A 17,908-nucleotide genomic window follows, 5' to 3' on the forward strand; every position below is an offset into this window, starting at 1 on the left:
GTTATTTATTTCTTAAATAATCTCTTTCTAAATACAAACATACTCAGTGCTGAAAGAACTAATGCTACGCCTGAAAGTAACTTTGATGTATTCGCTTGTCCACCTGTTGCTCCTAATGATTTCTTACTTTCTTCCTGTTTATTAGCAACTGGTTTATTTTCTTTCATAACTTGATGATTCATGTTTTGTTCTTGGACTACTTCGGATGGATTTACTGCTTCTTTTGAACCTTCAATTTCTTTTCCTGTTTCTTTCCCCTTCGCTTTCGACTCTTCAACTCCTGTTGTTAGCTCGTCCACTTCTTCTTTTGGCTCTTCAACTTCTTTTGCCGGTTCTTTCACTTCTTCTTTTGTTTCTTCAACTTCTTTTACCGGTTCTTTCACTTCTTCTTTTGTTTCTTCAACTTCTTTTACCGGTTCTTTCACTTCTTCTTTTGTTTCTTCAACTTCTTTTACCGGTTCCTTCACTTCTTCTTTTGTTTCTTCAACTTCTTTTACCGGTTCCTTCACTTCTTCTTTTATTTCTTCAACTTCTTTTATCGGTTCTTTCACTTCTTCTTTTGTTTCTTCAACTTCTTTTACCGGTTCTTTCACTTCTTCTTTTGGTATTAATTTTTCTACTATATTCTGCATTACAATGCCACTATATAATATGCCAGTCTCATAATGATCTGCATCTAAATCAAATTCATATATTTTTTCTCCTAAAGTACGCCAAATGATTCCCTCATCAGTAAGCGTTCCACCTTCACTCTTTAGTATAATCTTTTCAATTGGCTCTCCCTCTAAATTATATACAGGAATTTTCACTTCTTTATTTATTTCTGCATCATCTAAAATGACCTTTTGCCTTCTAACATCAATTGTCCCCCACTGACCTAATTGTATTAATGGCCTTACATCACGAATCTCATTTTCAGCTAATTTTAAACTAAGTAAGTCTAACATTGAGCCAAGAACCGTTACATCTTTAATACGATTATCTGTAAGATTTAACCATTGCAAATTTTTCAATAAAGATAACGGTGTTGTATCTTCAATTTGATTATGAGATACATTTACATCGTTCAATTGTTTCAAGTTTGAGATAAACTCTATATTTTTTAGGCCTACTCCTTCTATAGTGAGTTTTTCTAAATTCGTCATGTACTCTAAACCTGTTATATCTTTTATCTCTTTTCCTTTTTCTTTAAGTATCTCTACTGTTTTAATCTGTAATAAATCTTCTTTTGTTATAGGAGCGTTTAAATTCTCTCTACCTAAATTCTCTTTATTAATATGTTGTTGTAAATTTTTATCGAGAATTACATTTTCCTTTTGTTCATTATTCTCTTTTATTGTTTCCTTGATTTCGTCTAATCTTTCAACAACATTTTGAATTACTGTTCCATTAAACTTAATACGATTGTCTTCTGGATTTATATCCAACATAAATTCATATGTTTTTTCACCGGTAGTCCCCCATTTAACAGAACCATTATTAACGAGCCCATCTTCACTCTTCAATTGAATAGTATCAAGTGGCTCTCCTTATAAATTATAGATAGGTATTTTAACTTCCTTATCTTTTTCTACATTATCTAAAAAGATTTTTTGTCTTTGAATATCGATATATATTCTTTTTCCTAGCTCTTGAACAGGTCTAACATCACGAATTTCATTTGAACCTAGCTTTAAATCATATAAGTCTGTTAAGTGACTAAGTGGCGTTATATCTGAAATATAGTTTTCTTCTAAATTAAGTGATTGTACAGTAGATAATCTTGATAAAGGTTCGATGTTTTCTAATTCATTTTTAGCAAGATCTAACTCTACTAATTTTTTCATTGATGTAATATGTTCAATATTCGTAAGTCCATTGTTACTTAAAGATAAGTTTTTTACATTTTTCAATTGCTCAATTCCAGCAAGGTTATCATTACTAATTTGATTATTTGCCACAGTCAAAGTCCTTAAAGATTTCACTGTAAATAATGGTTTAATATCTTTTATATAATTACTATTTAAATCTAGCATTTTAATCTTCTTCATTTGGCTTAATGGGCTTAAATCTGAGATTTTATTGTTTCTCAAAGTTAAAAACTCAATATGCTCTAACTTAGCCAAAGGTCCAATATCTTCAAGTTCACCATAGGTTATACTTAATGATTTCAATTGTCTCAAGTTCGAGATAAATTTTATATTTTTTAACTTAACTTCTTCCAACGTTAAGTTTTCTAAGTTCGTCATATATTCTAGACCACTTACGTCTTGTATTCCTTTATTTTTAGCTTCAACGACTATTAAGGATTTAACTTTTAATAAATCTTCCTTAGTTATTGGATTATCTAGATTCTCTCTATTCAAGTTATATTTATTAATATGCCTTTGTAATTGCTTATCTACTATTACATTCGCATCTTGTTGATCCACTTTATCCTCTTTATTTTCCTTTTGTGCTTCTGGAACATCTTTATCTAAATTCAATGTATTTACTTCAAACTGTACTTGGTACTTATTGTCATAGGCCATCGTTGGAATATAAATATGCATTCGCATATTATACCTTTTTCCTAATTCCCCTACTTCAAACTGAATCACTTTCGTTCCATTTTTCTTTTTATCTTCTGATATTACTTTCACATCATGAAACACACCTGGAGTATGAATATCCTCTGTTTTCAAGTATTGAAAGAAATCACTATCACTTAACGTTGCTGTTACAATTTTCTTTCCATTCTCAATTGTTAATTTCGGATCCTTTATATAAACAGCTGCCATAGACTCTTCATTCGTTTTATCTTTATAAGCTTTAATAACAGCATCATATGTACCATCTTCTAAACCTTGTCCAGTTTTATTCGCCTCAATTGCTACTGCTGCTAAAGCAGGTGTCGAATATACAGCAAACGGAAGTGATAACGCCGCCGCTATAATCATTGCATTTATACGTTTTCTTTTATTTTGTTTCAACTTTACATCTCCTCCGAAATATATAATTCGAAATGTAATCATTTCTCGAATAAATGATAATGATTTTCATTATCATTGTCAACTAGAGAAATAAAAAGTTTACAAAAAAAAGAACCTCTTTAAAAGAGGTTATGCCATTTTCTCACCTGATTCTTCTCTAAAAAAGCTTTTCATCGCATGAAACACGTCTGCTTTCTGCTTTAAAATATAGTATCTAAAATTTTCATCTTTAATATTTTTATAGGCTGACATGAGTGTACTGTGGCGGTTATACTGGTTCACTTCCCCATACCCAAACATATTACACTTCTTCATTAGCTCTTCAACAAGCTTTACACATCTAGCATTATCTGATGTTAAATTATCACCGTCTGAAAAATGGAATGGATAAATATTATAGCGGTCTGGTGAATATTTATTATCGATTAGCTCGAGTGCTTTTTTGTATACAGAAGAACATATCGTTCCGCCACTTTCTCCTTTTGAGAAAAACTCTTCCTCTGGAACTACTTTTGCCTCCGTATGATGGGCAATAAATTCAATATCTACTGTTTCATACTTCGTTCTTAGAAATCGCGTCATCCAGAAAAAGAAGCTACGTGCCATATATTTCTCCCATATTCCCATCGATCCACTCGTATCCATCATCGCTAATACAACAGCTTTTGAATCTGGCTTTAATACTTCATTCCAAGTGCGGAACTTTAAGTCTTCTTGGTGAATCGGATGAAAAGATGCTTTACCACTCATTGCATTTCGTTTATATGCCGATATCATTGTTCGTTTCTTATCGATATTTCCCCATAATCCTGTTTTTCTAATGTCATTAAATTCAACATGTTCAATCCGGTTTTCATCCATTTCTTTTCTCTTTAAATTAGGCAGTTCTAACTCTTTGAAAAACGCTTGCTCTAATTCTAAAATAGAGACTTCAGCTTCATAGTAATCTTCCCCAGCTGCATCTCCTGCTCCTTGCCCTTTTCCTGGCCCTTTTTGTTTTTGACCACCTGATCCATCTCTCGCAACGACATCACCAACTTTGCTGTCACCGTTTCCTTGCCCAACATGTTTATTTTTATCATAATTGTATCTAATCTTATATTCATCTAGAGAACGAATTGGTATTTTTACAACATCCTTGCCATTAGACATAACTATACTTTCTTCTGTTACAAGATCGGGTAAATTATTTTTAATTGCCTCTTGTACTTTTTCTTGATGGCGCTGTTGGTCGTCATATCCTTTGCGATGGAGGGACCAGTTTTCCTGTGAAATCGTATAATTTGGTTGATTTTCTTCGCCCATTCCTTTCCCTCCTTACTGTAATTGTCTTCCTGTATGAACAGCAATCTATAAATTTTGTTCTGTAATGTGCAAGCTAGAATGTTTGAAAGGTAACTGCCCACAGAAAATCATCCCATAAACATTTATAACGTTTTTCATACAATACCCCGAGCATCCTAAACAAAATTTTGCCACTCACATAATAGAAAGAAATATTCAGCCACTGATAAGAAAGAAACACAATGCATTGTTGCACACATTTTTACTTTGCAACATATTGTATTGTGTTGGCTTTTTTCGTATGAATGGTTGGTTACTCTATCATATGCATATTGTAAAAATAATTGACAATAAATTCATAAAATTGCATCTTAATTTATTATATTTGGACAAGGTATGACACTTTATACACATATGAACGGATAATAAAACGCTGTCCCGCAAAATACAAGAGACAGCGTTTTGTTATCAAACTATCGGTTTAGCAAACTACCTACATAGCGTAATAATTCATTCGCAGATGAAGAATTATAGCCGTGCTCATCAATTAAGCGTGCAACAACATCATTTATTTTCTTAAGCTGATTTTCGTCTGGCGTTTTCGTTGATGTTGTAATTTTCACTATATCTTTTAAATCAGCAAATAGTTTTTTCTGAATCGCTTCGCGAAGACGTTCATGTGAATTATAGTCAAAACGTTTTCCTTTACGCGCATAAGCAGAAATGCGAATTAAAATTTCTTCACGGAATGCTTTCTTAGCATTTTCTGAAATTCCAATTTGCTCTTCAATTGAGCGCATTAGCTTTTCATCTGGACTCATTTCTTCACCTGTTAATGGATCACGTAATTTCGATTTATTGCAATATGCTTCAACGTTATCTAAGTAATTATCCATAAGTGTCTTCGCTGATTCTTCATATGAATACACGAATGCTTTTTGTACTTCTTTCTTCGCAATTTCATCATATTCTTTTCTCGCTAATGAGATGAAATTCATATAACGCTCTCGATCTTCATTACTAATTGACGGATGCTGATCCAACCCGTCTTTGAGCGATCTAAGTACATCTAACGCGTTAATAGATGGTACCTCTTTTCGAATGATTGTAGACGAAATTCGGTTAATGACATAACGAGGGTCAATACCTTTCATACCTTCATCTTGATATTCACGTTGTAATTCTTCTACATCAATCGCATTATAACCTTCTACCGTTTCTCCATCATACAAACGCATCTTTTTAATTAAATCAATATCCGGACGCTTCGGATCTTTTAAACGAGTTAAAATAGTGAACATTGCTGCAACGCGAAGTGTGTGTGGTGCAATGTGAACATTCGATACATCACTTTCACGAATCATTTTTTCATAAATATGTTCTTCTTCACTTACCCGTAAATTATAAGGAACTGGCATTACAATAATTCTTGAGTGCAATGCTTCATTTTTCTTATTTGCTATAAATGAGCGATACTCTGTTTCATTCGTATGCGCTACAATTAATTCATCTGCTGAAATAAGCGCAAATCTTCCCGCTTTGAAATTCCCTTCTTGCGTAAGTGATAATAAGTGCCATAAAAACTTCTCATCGCATTTTAACATCTCTTGGAACTCCATCATTCCTCGGTTTGCCTTATTTAATTCTCCATCAAATCGATACGCACGCGGGTCTGATTCTGAACCATATTCTGCAATCGTAGAAAAGTCCAGACTACCTGTTAAATCTGCAATATCTTGTGATTTTGGATCAGACGGGCTAAATGTACCAATCCCTGTACGGCGATCTTCAGAGAAGAAAATACGCTCTACAACTACATCCTCAATTCTTGATCCGTATTCTTGCTCTAAACGCATGACATTTAGTGGTGATAAATTCCCTTCAATTCTAACCCCATACTCATCAAAGAAATCATCTCGTAAATGATGTGGAATTAAATGCAGTGGATCCTCGTGCATTGGGCATCCTTTAATTGCAAAAATTGCTCCGCGATCTGTTCTTGAATATGTTTCTAATCCTCGTTTCAACATTGTAACTAACGTTGATTTCCCTCCACTAACAGGACCCATTAATAATAAAATTCTTTTTCTAACATCTAATCGTTTTGCAGATGGATGAAAATATTCCTCTACAAGACGTTCTAGAGCATCCTCTAATCCAAAGAGCTGATTACTAAAGAAGTTATACTTTCTTCTACCATCAACTTCTTCAATTCCAGCATCTTTTATCATATTGTAAATGCGAGAGTGTGCTGTTTGAGCCACCCATGGTCTTTCTTTCACAAGCTCCAAATACTCCGCAAACGTACCTTCCCATTGTAAACGTTCTTCTGCTTCTCGGTGCTGTTCAATCTTTTTTAGAATATCCATTATAGCTCCTCCCCCATCTCCTTGTTCAATCGGATTATTATAAAAGGTATGCTAGGATGTCCTTAAACATTCTTTAAATCAAAACGAAATATATAATAGCACGCTAAAATTCTCTCCAAAATTCAAAGAAAATTCTGTATAATATAGGTATTAACGTTTTTACACTGCTATTCATTATAAATAAATTCTTTTCTTCTAAGAACCTTACATACATTTTGGATAATAAATAAAACTCATGAACCGAAAAAAGTAAGGAGGATATTAGTATGAAATTATTATTAATTTTAGGTGTATCACTCACATTTCTTACAGCTATTTTTACATCCGGTTACAACGACAAACCAGGTACACATAAAAAATGATGTGCTTTTAGCACATCATTTTTTTATTTATAATACATATTTTCCATATCATATTTGGATATTGGTCGGCTATAATAATAACCTTGTACAAGCTTCACATTCTTTTCTTTCAAAAACTGTATTTGCTCCTTTTTTTCTACTCCCTCTGCAATTACATTCAATTCTAAAGTATGAGCTAAATGAATAATTGCAGCTGTAATATTCGTATCACGTTCATCTATATGTATACCCTCCATAAAAGAACGATCAATTTTTAAAGTATCAATTGGATATGTTTTTAAATAACTTAAAGATGAATAGCCTGTTCCAAAATCATCTAAATGAATCTTTAAATTTTGTTCTTTTAATTGTATTAACACTCTCTTCGATATATCTTTATGTATAAGAGCTCCTTCTGTAACCTCTATCGCTAATAAATGAGCTGGTACATTGTACTTATGTAAAGCCCGTGTAATCATCTCTATTAATGTAATAGAACGAAAGTGTCTAGCTGAAATATTAACCGCAATTGGGACCACTTCATATCCTTTATTTAACCATTCGCGCAGTTGCTGACACACTTGATTTACTACCCATTCATCGAGCTTAATAATAAAGCCTGTTCTTTCTGCCAACGGAATAAATTGGTTTGGAGAAACAAGTCCTAATTCCTTATTCTCCCACCTTATTAAAGCTTCCATACTAGCTATTTTTTTCGTTTCAATATTAATTTTTGGCTGATAATATAAGAAAAATTCATTTTTTTCTATAGCACGATGTAACTGGTTTTCTATTATAAACCTTTGTTCACGCTCACAGTCTAATCCACTACAATAAAAATGATAATGTCCTTTTCCTTTTTCTTTTGCTTTTTCTAAAGCAGCATCGACTCTCTGAAATAGTATTTTTTCATCTTCTCCATCTGCTGGAACCATTACAATTCCAATTGACGCACTTAAATATACATCTTCTTCTTCGATTACAAAAGATTCACTAATATTTTTCAGTATGCTTTTTGCAATTTCCTCTACATATTCTTTCGTTATATTTTCTATCAACATAACAAATTGATCATCGTGTTCTCTAAATAAGTGCATATCTTCTATTTTTAGATTGCTTAAACATTCTGTAACTTTTTGTAATACTTTATCTCCCTCTTTATGACCAAATGTATCATTAATACGATGAAACTCATCTAAATCTATAAATACAAGTGCAAAATTTACACTCTCATTTAAAAAAGTATTTAACTTATTTGTACATGAAATTCTATTCATTAATCCCGTTAACTGGTCATAGTAAGCTAAATATTCTGTTCGCATTTCGTTTAATACTTGCCTTGTAACATCTCTCGTAACAATATAAATCCCAACAATTTCACCGTTCACAATAATCGGGATAGTTCTCAAAGAAATATATAGCTCGTACCCTTCTTTATGAACATATTTCTTTGAAACAATTTGTTTTGCTTTTCCTTGCATCGATCCCTTAAATATAATTTGAAAATCTTTTTCATATTCTTTATTAATGAATTCAAAAATAAATTTATTATTTAATTCCTCATACCGGTATCCAAATATTTCATACGTTGCCGGATTTGCATATGTAACTCTCCCTATAGAATCTATAGATATAATTGAGTCATTATTATATTCCAGTAACGACTTAAATAACATTTGTTTTTCCTCTATCTCTGTCTTCTCCTCAATTTGAGCTGTAATATCTCTTGTAATACAAATAATAAATTGACATATTCCTTCTTCGTCGCAGACAGGATTAAGTGAAGATTCATAATGTATCTCACCTTTTGGTAAATTGACTACATCACAAAAGGTGTGTGCTTTCGCTTCTCTCACTACTTTTGCATATTGCCTTTGCAATATCCCCGCTATATCTTTTGGTAATACTTCTGCAAAAGTTTTTCCATAGCACTCTTCGCTTAACCTAGCATAATCCATTCCTATTTTATTCACATACATATATTGAAACGTTTCATTATCAATAACTTTCAATATGAATACTAAATCTTGAATAGCATGTAATAATCCTTGTCTAATTAAATCCATATCTATCATACTTAAAAAGGTATTTTGATTACTATATTCTTCCTTCATATTTATCTCAACCCGTCTTATCTATTTTTAATCATATATCCCATTCTATATGATTATGTCTCCTCTTTTAAATGTATGATTATATATTATTTTTATTTTATAAAAAAAAGTCGCCATATGGCGACTTTTAATAAACGATTTCTAAATCTAATCCAGGGTAATTTTGTTGACGGAACGCTTCATAAATTAAAATTGCTGCTGTATTAGATAAATTTAATGAACGTACTTTATCTGTCATTGGAATACGTAAACAATGATCAAAGTTTTCTTCGATTACATTAGCTGGTAAGCCGTTTGTTTCTCTTCCAAATACAAAATAGTAATCCTTCTCGCGCTTGCTATAGTCAAACGCTGTATGAGCTTTCTCGCCATACTTTGTTAAATAGAAGAATTCACCGTCTTTATTTTTTTCATAAAATTCTTCAATTGAATCATAGTACGTAATTTTTACGTGCTGCCAATAATCTAATCCTGCACGCTTTAACATTTTATCATCCGTTGAAAATCCAAGCGGTCTAATCAAATGTAATTCTGTTCCAGTTGCTGCACAAGTACGAGCAATATTCCCTGTATTTGCTGGAATTTCTGGCTGATATAAAACAACATGTACTCCCACGCGATATTCACCTCTGTTTTTTGTCTACTACGTATTATACCACTTGAGCGAAAAATCTCTACCCATTAATAATATGAAAGAATTTATATTTCATTTGTGGTGTATATTTACTAGAGTCTTCATAGTTCCAATAACGTCGACGGCTATTCGCTGAATGTGCATTTACAAGCGGCATACCATCTGCATCTTTTGCTACTACAATCGTCGTATGATTCCATCTTCCGTCATCCTCGAAATCATAAGCAATGACATCTCCAAGAATAAGTTCTTCTGGCCTCTCTACCGCCTCTGCTCGAAGTCCTGTTGTAGCACCTGACAAATACCAATAAAAAGAATGTGCAACAGCCCAGCTCCAGCTCCACTGATTCTCCCTTTGCCACCATCCTTTACGAATATTGGGATATCCGCTCATAGGTACTTCTCCAGTATGAAGACATTGAGAAATGAAATTCGTACAATTATCAGGGAAATTACGATACATAGGATTTCGGTCATCCCACCAACGCTCTGCATATTTCACTGCCTCTAAACGATTATACTGATAAGAACCGTACTTCTCTTTCGTAATTTCCCTTTCTAATGTCTCACCCATTCTAATTTCTTCTGACACTTCAATAGCATAATCGCCTATAATCCGACTATTATTTAAACAAACTCTTCGTTTTAATTGTTCCTCTTCAATATAAAATAATTCTTTATGCTTAATTAAATATTTAAAATGTATTTGATAATCAATTTCTTGATGGTCATTACTATTTAATTGTCTAATGAAAGAAACATCCGCAGTTGCTTTCACTATATGTGCACTACGTCTTTGAAACAATTGTTTCTTTCTCAGTGCCATTTGTAGTAAATCCTCAGCAATACCATCCACATTCGTTCTTTTCTCCGTTATATATGCTAAAAATTGTTGTAATTGGTTTTCAATCTTCGTTTTTACAACCATTCTGTCTCCCTCCCATATTACAATATGAAAAAGGGAAATATTATCTACTCTTTTTTCTGTGCTAACAATTCAAGCCCGCGATTCATTTCATGAAGCACTTCTTCATCTTTCTCACGTTCCATCGCTTTCTCAATCGCTTCGCCTACTCCATCTCCGCCAATTTTCCCAAGTGCCCATGCTGCCGTTCCGCGTAGTACTGGTCTTGGGTCATCTTTCATAACACCAATTAAATCAGGAATTGCCGATGTTTCTTTAAAATGTGCTAATGCTAAAATCGCATTTCTTTGCAGTGGCTTTTTCCCTCTCCATGACCCTGACATAATCCCATATTTCTCTTTAAAATCACGATTACTAATTGTTAAAAGTGGCGTTAATAATGGTTTAACTAGCTCAGGATCCGGCTCCATCTCAGGATGATTATGAAAATCCATTCCTTTGTTTTTCGGGCAAACAGTCTGACACGTATCACATCCATATATACGATTTCCTATTTTATCGCGATATTCTTCAGGTAGGAATCCTTTCGTCTGTGTTAAAAACGCAATGCACTTCTTCGAATCTAACTGTCCCCCCTGTATTAAAGCACCGGTAGGACAAATATCGATACATTTCGTACAGCCCCCGCATTGATCTTCTATCGGCTTATCTGGCGGGAATGGAACATTTGTAATCATTTCCCCTAAGTATACGTACGAACCAAATTCAGGTGTAATAATAGAGCAGTTTTTACCGCTCCATCCAATGCCTGCACGCTCTGATACAGCTCGATCACTTAATTCACCTGTATCAACCATGGACTTCACTTCTATATCCGGAAGTTTTTCAATTAAATATGCTTCTAATTTTTGCAAACGATCTCGTAAAACAAGATGATAATCTTGTCCCCAAGAAGCACGACAAAAAATCCCACGGCGTTCTCCACGCTTACTTAATGGTGCATTTTTTAATTTTGAAGGATATGCTAAAGCAATCGCAATAATTGATTTAGCACCCGGTAATAACAGTTGCGGATTCGTTCTCTTCTCTATATCAGGCTCTTCAAATCCAGATTGATAATTTAATTGTTGTTGCTGGATTAAGCGCTGCTTTAATTCCTCAAAAGGAGAAGCACTCGCAAAGCCTATTTTATCTATGCCAATTGTTTTACTATACGCAATTACATCTTGCTTTAATTGTTCAAAATCCACTCTTAATCGCCTCCTCAGATGAATCCATCCCTTATGTAACGACTCTATTGGTTAGTAATTCACTTTTGGAATACTATTATTTACTTCTATTTTCGCATGTAATTAGGTTTTTCAAACATTAAAAAACGCAATGCCTCGTTTATCTCGGAAACGAAACACTGCGTTGATCACAATTTATAGAAAAACATTTAATAAAATTTGGAGCGGGTGAAGAGAATCGAACTCTCGACCAGAGCTTGGAAGGCTCTTGTTTTACCACTAAACTACACCCGCAAATATGAATTACATATAAGATATTAGAATAACTTATGTAAAGTAGTATAGCATGTAAAAAAAGTAGAGGCAAGAATTTTATCGAAAAAAGTCGAAAAAGTGATGAGAGACCTCATCACTTTTTCAATTCTTTATCAATTGCCTTCTTCATACTATCGAAATCAGGGTTTGCAAGATTTCCGTTTACATATACAGAAGGAGCACCTTGAACTTTTAATTTTTGAGCACGATCTGAATCTTTACGTACTTTTTCTTTAATGTCTTTACTGTGTAAATCTTTCTTAAATTGCTCTACATCAACTTTTGGAAGTTTTTCTTTCACAATGCTAAGAAGCAAATCTTCTGTAATCCATTCTTCCGTATCTTTCTTTTGATTTTGATAAATCTCATCATAGAAAATCCAGAATGAATCTTTATCTTGTTTATAAATTGCTTCACCAGCTGCTGCACCTAAATCCGAGTCTTTTCCGATAAATGGGAAGTTAATAAAATATAACTGCACTTTGCCTTTATCAATATACTCTTCTTTTAATCGAGGTAATACTGTTACATCCCAAGTACGACAAGCAGGACATTTAAAGTCTCCAAATTCAACTACCTTAACTGGAGCATCATCTTTCCCTAAAGATTGTTGCGTAGAATAAGCAAACATCTCATTCCCTTTATCTTTTTTGTCATTTATGATGCTATACGCAATTGTTCCAATTACAATCAATACTGCGATAGAAAAAACTATACCAAGAGCCATGAGTTTATTTGATTTCATATACATTCCTCTTTAAATTCATATTCTGTATACAGCATTGTACACAATACACATAATATCAACACTTATATACGTCACGCAATGAACACGCTCACATAAATTACAAAAACACAATAATTGTGACGATATTGTGTCACAATTTGTCACAATTTATTCAAAAAAAGAAGCTCCTCTGTAGGAACTTCTCTTAACTTACTGCTTTTTTACGCGCGCTATTTAACATCGACTGCTCTATTTTTATATCATGACGAATTACTAATTTCTCACTAACTGCTTGAACATACTCATCATGGCTTATATAGCCTTCTTTCTCCATTAGTCTCAAAACGACATTTCGTCTCTCTACTGCTTTATCATAGTTTTGGGCAGGTGAGTAATAAGCAGGTGCTTTTACTACAGCAGCCATCATTGCACTTTCAGCCAACGTTAATTGGTTCACCTTTTTACCGAAGTAAAGGTTTGCTGCTTTTTCAATTCCCCACGCTCCTTCTCCATAATAAATATTACTTACATATAATTTTAAAATTTCATCCTTCGTAAATGTGCGTTCAATTTTTTTCGTATAAAAAATCTCTTTCCACTTACGAGAAAATGTACGTTCATTTGTTAAAAAGGCATTTTTAGATAGCTGTTGTGTAATCGTGCTTCCTCCTTGCACGACACCACCAGCCTTTATATTCTCAACTGAGGCCCTAATAATTGCTATATAATCTAAACCGTTATGATGATAAAATCTTTTATCTTCTGTCGCAATAAATGCATGTGTTAATGATTCTGGCACCTCTAACTTAGCCGGTACATGTAATTTACTAATATCACTTTTCTCAATCATTACATTTCCAATGAATAATAACGTACAACTTAACAATAATAATAATATAATGGCTTTATAAAAAAGTTTAGTCATTGGATTTAATGCAACTTTTTGATGATAGTTCACCCTAGATAATACTCGTTCTTTCATCTTGAACACCTCTTTTCCACACAGCATATAACTCTTACTTTAAGAATACATTGTTGTAAAAAAATATCCCATCGATTTCTCTTACACGTACCTTACATCATTGTAAGGTATAAAGTGAAACTTTAATGAGCCCTCATCAATCAGGCTTACTGCCCAGCAAATAGTGGGATAAAAAAGTATTGTATCACAGTATTTTTTTATCTACTATTCATCTGAAATATTGAATATAGGTTATGTTAAAGCACGAATAACCAATAAAAGAGAAACCCTTAAGACTATTATATTTTCACTTTACACTTTAATTATATCATCTACAAATATATATACTTTTGACTATCTAGTAATCTAAATGTATATAACATATAGATTTATTATACAGAACAAACGTTCTAACAATCAATACTAGTGCTATTATTATTTTGACCTTTTTCTTAAACAGTATACAAAAAAGAGTAGTGATTCGAATGTATCTCAAATCGGCTACTCTTTTCTTTACAATCTTCCTATTAAATTATACGGCTGTACTTCCCACGTTTCATACGGAATAAAATGTGTTGCTCTCATTGCATCAAGCGTTCTGGATTTCATATGAGGACGCGTTATATACTCATCTATGTTCTCTTCATTTAAATCAACAAATTTAGCCTCTTGTATCTCTTCAGGTTGAGTTTTTATTTCACCACTTATATATGCTACTTTAAAAACAACAGCTAGAATATGCATAGAGGTATTATAATAAACCCCTGTAATTCCGATAGGCTTCACCGTTAACCCTGTTTCCTCTTTTATTTCCCTACAGACAGCTTGATCGAGCGCTTCGCCTTCTTCTACCTGTCCTCCTGGCAACTCCCACGTATCAGCTCGCCAGTGCACTTTTGTTAATAACACTTCATTTTTTTCATTTGTTAAATAACCTGCTACAGCAACTATATGCTTTGGTGTCTTATGTTCCATATTAAGCCTCCTAGAGATAATGAATATTATATATATCCCTATAATCATATTCACTACCTACAACAAAATACCTTTAATACTTCATCACCTTAATTAACTTCATAAAAAAGACCCTATCCGCTAAGCGAAAAGGGTCATCTATCGTATTACTCTCCTAAGTCTACGTTGTGATAAACTTGTTGAACATCTTCCAAATCTTCTAATGCATCAACCATTTTCTCAAATTGTGCTTGAGCATCTTCAGGAAGTGTTACATCACTTTGTGCAAGCATTGTTAATTCTGCAACTGTAAACTCCTCAACGCCAGCACCTTTAAGTGCAGATTGTACTGCATGGAATTGATCTGGTTCAGCATACACGATAACAGAATCTTCTTCTTCTAGAATGTCACGTGCATCTACATCTGCTTCCATTAAAATTTCAAGAACTTCATCTGATGTTTTACCTTCAAGGCCGATAACAGCTGTCGCATCAAACATGTAAGCTACAGAACCGTTCACACCCATATTACCACTATTTTTGCTAAATGCAGCTCGTACATCTGCTGCAGTACGGTTTACGTTATTTGTAAGTGTATCTACAATAACCATAGCTCCATTTGGTCCGAATCCTTCATAACGAAGCTCGTCATAATTTTCTTCTGAACCGCCTTTTGCTTTTTCAACTGCACGATCAATAATTGTTCTTGGAACATTGTATGTTTTCGCACGCTCTAATACAACTCTTAGCGCTTGGTTTGATTCTGGATCTGGCTCGCCTTGTTTTGCTGCCACATAAATTTCACGCCCAAATTTCGCGTATATACGGCTTGTATTTGCATCTTTTGATGCTTTTTTGTCTTTAATATTGTTCCATTTACGGCCCATACTTTCCACTCTCTTTCCCGTTTTAAATCTACATAAAAATATTAATATGAAATATAATGTGTGTTCAACACATTTTTAAAAGAAATATAAAAAGTTCATTTTTGATTCATATTACAGACATAATATAAATCACTATCATTTTGTTCTTTCGACAAGTTATATTATACATGAATTCCTACGTTTATTACGAATTTTAGAAGCACATAGTATAATTTAACAAAAAGACTCTAACATTTCTGTTAGAGTCTTTTTATATTGCCGATACCGATTTCTATAATATTTCCATAATTACTTTCTATTGTTATATAATAAAAATAGGAAATAATTTGAAGAAAAGATGGAGGGAGAATTATGACACATTCAAAAGACAAAAAATCACATGCTTTTAAAGGAATAGGAGATAAGTTAAACCCAACTATCTATCAAGTAAGATTCATGAAATTAGATGAAACAATCCAATTTCAGGCGTTTCCTGAATTGAAGGAATTAGGGGACTGGTTAAGTACTTCAACACATATGTGGGCGTGCCACTCAACTATGTATAAGTACAACAGAGAAGAGTTTGAAAAGAAGTTTTTAGAAATTACAAACTTAACCGTTGATAATGTACTAATATCTACTGGTGGTGTCGGATTTAACTTCATGTCACCGGGGTGGAGAAATTCTCTCTAGAGTGCTCGAAAGGAATATTGTATATGCAATATTTTTTCTGCTTATTTTGTCATGTAATGAAAAGAAAACAAAAAAGCTCTATACTAATTGTATAGAGCTTTTTTACGCCGTTCATGATACCGATGGTCGGGGTCGAACCGACACTCCCGAAGGAACACGATTTTGAGTCGTGCGCGTCTGCCAATTCCGCCACATCGGCACAAAAGAAAAGGCGGCAACCGGATTTGAACCGGTGATAAAGGTTTTGCAGACCTCTGCCTTACCACTTGGCTATGCCGCCATATAAAATTTTATTGGAGCGGAAGACGGGATTCGAACCCGCGACCCCAACCTTGGCAAGGTTGTATTCTACCACTGAACTACTTCCGCAAAAATGGCTGGGCTAGCTGGATTCGAACCAGCGCATGACGGAGTCAAAGTCCGTTGCCTTACCGCTTGGCTATAGCCCATCGAATTCTTACTTAATTATATGTAAGTATCCATTAGATTATTTGTAATTTTTAAAATAAAAATGGGGCGACTGATGGGAATCGAACCCACGAATGCCGGAGCCACAATCCGGTGCGTTAACCACTTCGCCACAACCGCCATGTTGTGTAAATATATATTTGGCAGGGGCAGTAGGAATCGAACCCACACTGGAGGTTTTGGAGACCTCAGTTCTACCTTTAAACTATGCCCCTATGTAAATGGTGGAGGGGGGCAGATTCGAACTGCCGAACCCGAAGGAGCGGATTTACAGTCCGCCGCGTTTAGCCACTTCGCTACCCCTCCGAAACTTACATGGTGCCGGCTAGAGGACTTGAACCCCCAACCTACTGATTACAAGTCAGTTGCTCTACCAATTGAGCTAAGCCGGCATATTTTATTAAAATAAATGGTGGCTCGGGACGGAATCGAACCGCCGACACGAGGATTTTCAGTCCTCTGCTCTACCGACTGAGCTACCGAGCCTTATTAAAATGGCGGTCCCGACCGGGGTCGAACCGGCGATCTCCTGCGTGACAGGCAGGCATGTTAACCACTACACCACGGGACCATTTGGTTGCGGGGACAGGATTTGAACCTGCGACCTTCGGGTTATGAGCCCGACGAGCTACCGTGCTGCTCCACCCCGCGATAATACTATTCATATAAAAATTATATGGTGGAGGATGACGGGATCGAACCGCCGACCCCCTGCTTGTAAGGCAGGTGCTCTCCCAGCTGAGCTAATCCTCCAAAGTGGTGACCCGTACGGGATTCGAACCCGTGTTACCGCCGTGAAAGGGCGGTGTCTTAACCACTTGACCAACGGGCCAAATATTATAAATCCTATGGCGGAGAGCAAGGGATTCGAACCCTTGATACGCTTGTGACGTATACACGATTTCCAATCGTGCTCCTTCGGCCAACTCGGACAGCTCTCCAATGGCTCCGCAGGTAGGAATCGAACCTACGACCGATCGGTTAACAGCCGATAGCTCTACCGCTGAGCTACTGCGGAATAATATTGCCTGGCAACGTCCTACTCTCACAGGGACAAGGTCCCAACTACCATCGGCGCTAGAGAGCTTAACTTCCGTGTTCGGTATGGGAACGGGTGTGACCTCTCTGCCATCATTA

Annotated in this window: 11 protein-coding genes, 16 tRNA genes, 1 rRNA gene and 1 pseudogene; 1 reads left to right on the forward strand and 28 read right to left on the reverse strand. The window is 34.7% G+C overall.

The annotated features are described in order from the left end of the window. Positions 1–5: 5 nt before the first annotated feature. The 12 genes and pseudogenes from MR143_RS16540 to MR143_RS16595 form a co-directional block, all read right to left on the reverse strand. Positions 6–2,951 (reverse strand): annotated as a pseudogene (locus MR143_RS16540) (NEAT domain-containing protein). A gap of 129 nt (positions 2,952–3,080) precedes the next feature. Further along, positions 3,081–4,256 carry a sporulation protein YhbH gene (gene yhbH / locus MR143_RS16545; protein WP_000503514.1) on the reverse strand — a complete coding sequence of 392 codons (1,176 nt, stop codon included), beginning with the start codon at positions 4,254–4,256 and terminating at the stop codon, positions 3,081–3,083. 452 nt (positions 4,257–4,708) lie between these two features. Further along, positions 4,709–6,604: a PrkA family serine protein kinase gene (locus MR143_RS16550; RefSeq protein WP_000353281.1), complete on the reverse strand. Its 1,896-nt coding sequence runs from the start codon at positions 6,602–6,604 to the stop codon at positions 4,709–4,711. 385 nt (positions 6,605–6,989) lie between these two features. Further along, positions 6,990–9,059, reverse strand: a complete 2,070-nt coding sequence (locus MR143_RS16555) for a sensor domain-containing protein (protein WP_199718273.1) — start codon at positions 9,057–9,059, stop codon at positions 6,990–6,992. Between the two features lie 127 nt (positions 9,060–9,186). Continuing rightward, on the reverse strand, positions 9,187–9,675 hold the full coding sequence (trmL, locus tag MR143_RS16560) for a tRNA (uridine(34)/cytosine(34)/5-carboxymethylaminomethyluridine(34)-2'-O)-methyltransferase TrmL (protein WP_000538147.1): 489 nt from the start codon (positions 9,673–9,675) through the stop codon (positions 9,187–9,189). A 58-nt stretch (positions 9,676–9,733) separates the two neighbouring features. After that, on the reverse strand, positions 9,734–10,621 hold the full coding sequence (locus tag MR143_RS16565; RefSeq protein ID WP_000260586.1) for an amidase domain-containing protein: 888 nt from the start codon (positions 10,619–10,621) through the stop codon (positions 9,734–9,736). Between the two features lie 44 nt (positions 10,622–10,665). Beyond that, positions 10,666–11,808: a tRNA epoxyqueuosine(34) reductase QueG gene (gene queG, locus MR143_RS16570; protein WP_000345216.1), complete on the reverse strand. Its 1,143-nt coding sequence runs from the start codon at positions 11,806–11,808 to the stop codon at positions 10,666–10,668. Between the two features lie 199 nt (positions 11,809–12,007). After that, a tRNA-Gly gene (locus MR143_RS16575) sits at positions 12,008–12,081 on the reverse strand. Positions 12,082–12,196: 115 nt separating this feature from the next. Further along, positions 12,197–12,847 (reverse strand): DsbA family protein, encoded by a 651-nt coding sequence (locus tag MR143_RS16580; RefSeq protein ID WP_000841306.1) that lies wholly within the window; start codon positions 12,845–12,847, stop codon positions 12,197–12,199. Positions 12,848–13,034: 187 nt separating this feature from the next. Next, complete coding sequence (locus MR143_RS16585; RefSeq protein WP_000664715.1) at positions 13,035–13,811, reverse strand: transglycosylase domain-containing protein; 777 nt, start codon at positions 13,809–13,811, stop codon at positions 13,035–13,037. 492 nt (positions 13,812–14,303) lie between these two features. Continuing rightward, on the reverse strand, positions 14,304–14,765 hold the full coding sequence (locus MR143_RS16590) for an NUDIX hydrolase (protein WP_000400456.1): 462 nt from the start codon (positions 14,763–14,765) through the stop codon (positions 14,304–14,306). A 146-nt stretch (positions 14,766–14,911) separates the two neighbouring features. Then, entirely contained in the window at positions 14,912–15,631 is a 720-nt protein-coding gene (locus tag MR143_RS16595; RefSeq protein ID WP_000532952.1) for a YebC/PmpR family DNA-binding transcriptional regulator, read from the reverse strand. A gap of 351 nt (positions 15,632–15,982) precedes the next feature. Here MR143_RS16595 and MR143_RS16600 point away from each other — a divergent pair, with 351 nt between their 5' ends. Beyond that, entirely contained in the window at positions 15,983–16,303 is a 321-nt protein-coding gene (locus tag MR143_RS16600; RefSeq protein WP_199718272.1) for a DUF3884 family protein, read from the forward strand. A 117-nt stretch (positions 16,304–16,420) separates the two neighbouring features. Here MR143_RS16600 and MR143_RS16605 read toward each other — a convergent pair. The 16 genes from MR143_RS16605 to rrf all read right to left on the reverse strand — a co-directional run. Beyond that, positions 16,421–16,502: transfer RNA gene (locus tag MR143_RS16605), tRNA-Leu, on the reverse strand. Positions 16,503–16,512: 10 nt separating this feature from the next. After that, positions 16,513–16,583: transfer RNA gene (locus tag MR143_RS16610), tRNA-Cys, on the reverse strand. Between the two features lie 14 nt (positions 16,584–16,597). Further along, positions 16,598–16,672, reverse strand: a tRNA-Gly gene (locus MR143_RS16615). Between the two features lie 5 nt (positions 16,673–16,677). Beyond that, positions 16,678–16,752: transfer RNA gene (locus MR143_RS16620), tRNA-Gln, on the reverse strand. Positions 16,753–16,815: 63 nt separating this feature from the next. After that, positions 16,816–16,891, reverse strand: a tRNA-His gene (locus tag MR143_RS16625). Between the two features lie 21 nt (positions 16,892–16,912). Then, positions 16,913–16,986: transfer RNA gene (locus MR143_RS16630), tRNA-Trp, on the reverse strand. A 7-nt stretch (positions 16,987–16,993) separates the two neighbouring features. After that, positions 16,994–17,077: transfer RNA gene (locus MR143_RS16635), tRNA-Tyr, on the reverse strand. 10 nt (positions 17,078–17,087) lie between these two features. Beyond that, positions 17,088–17,163 (reverse strand) — tRNA-Thr (locus MR143_RS16640). Positions 17,164–17,181: 18 nt separating this feature from the next. Further along, a tRNA-Phe gene (locus tag MR143_RS16645) sits at positions 17,182–17,257 on the reverse strand. 9 nt (positions 17,258–17,266) lie between these two features. Further along, positions 17,267–17,342, reverse strand: a tRNA-Asp gene (locus MR143_RS16650). 3 nt (positions 17,343–17,345) lie between these two features. Further along, positions 17,346–17,422: transfer RNA gene (locus MR143_RS16655), tRNA-Met, on the reverse strand. Between the two features lie 26 nt (positions 17,423–17,448). After that, a tRNA-Val gene (locus MR143_RS16660) sits at positions 17,449–17,524 on the reverse strand. 4 nt (positions 17,525–17,528) lie between these two features. Further along, positions 17,529–17,603: transfer RNA gene (locus MR143_RS16665), tRNA-Glu, on the reverse strand. 17 nt (positions 17,604–17,620) lie between these two features. Next, a tRNA-Ser gene (locus MR143_RS16670) sits at positions 17,621–17,712 on the reverse strand. Between the two features lie 2 nt (positions 17,713–17,714). After that, positions 17,715–17,789: transfer RNA gene (locus MR143_RS16675), tRNA-Asn, on the reverse strand. Between the two features lie 8 nt (positions 17,790–17,797). Continuing rightward, positions 17,798–17,908: ribosomal RNA gene (gene rrf, locus MR143_RS16680) — 5S ribosomal RNA — on the reverse strand; the annotation flags it as partial.

The sequence above is a fragment of the Bacillus cereus group sp. BfR-BA-01347 genome, assembly GCF_022663835.1.
In the GTDB taxonomy this organism is placed as follows: domain Bacteria; phylum Bacillota; class Bacilli; order Bacillales; family Bacillaceae_G; genus Bacillus_A; species Bacillus_A thuringiensis_K.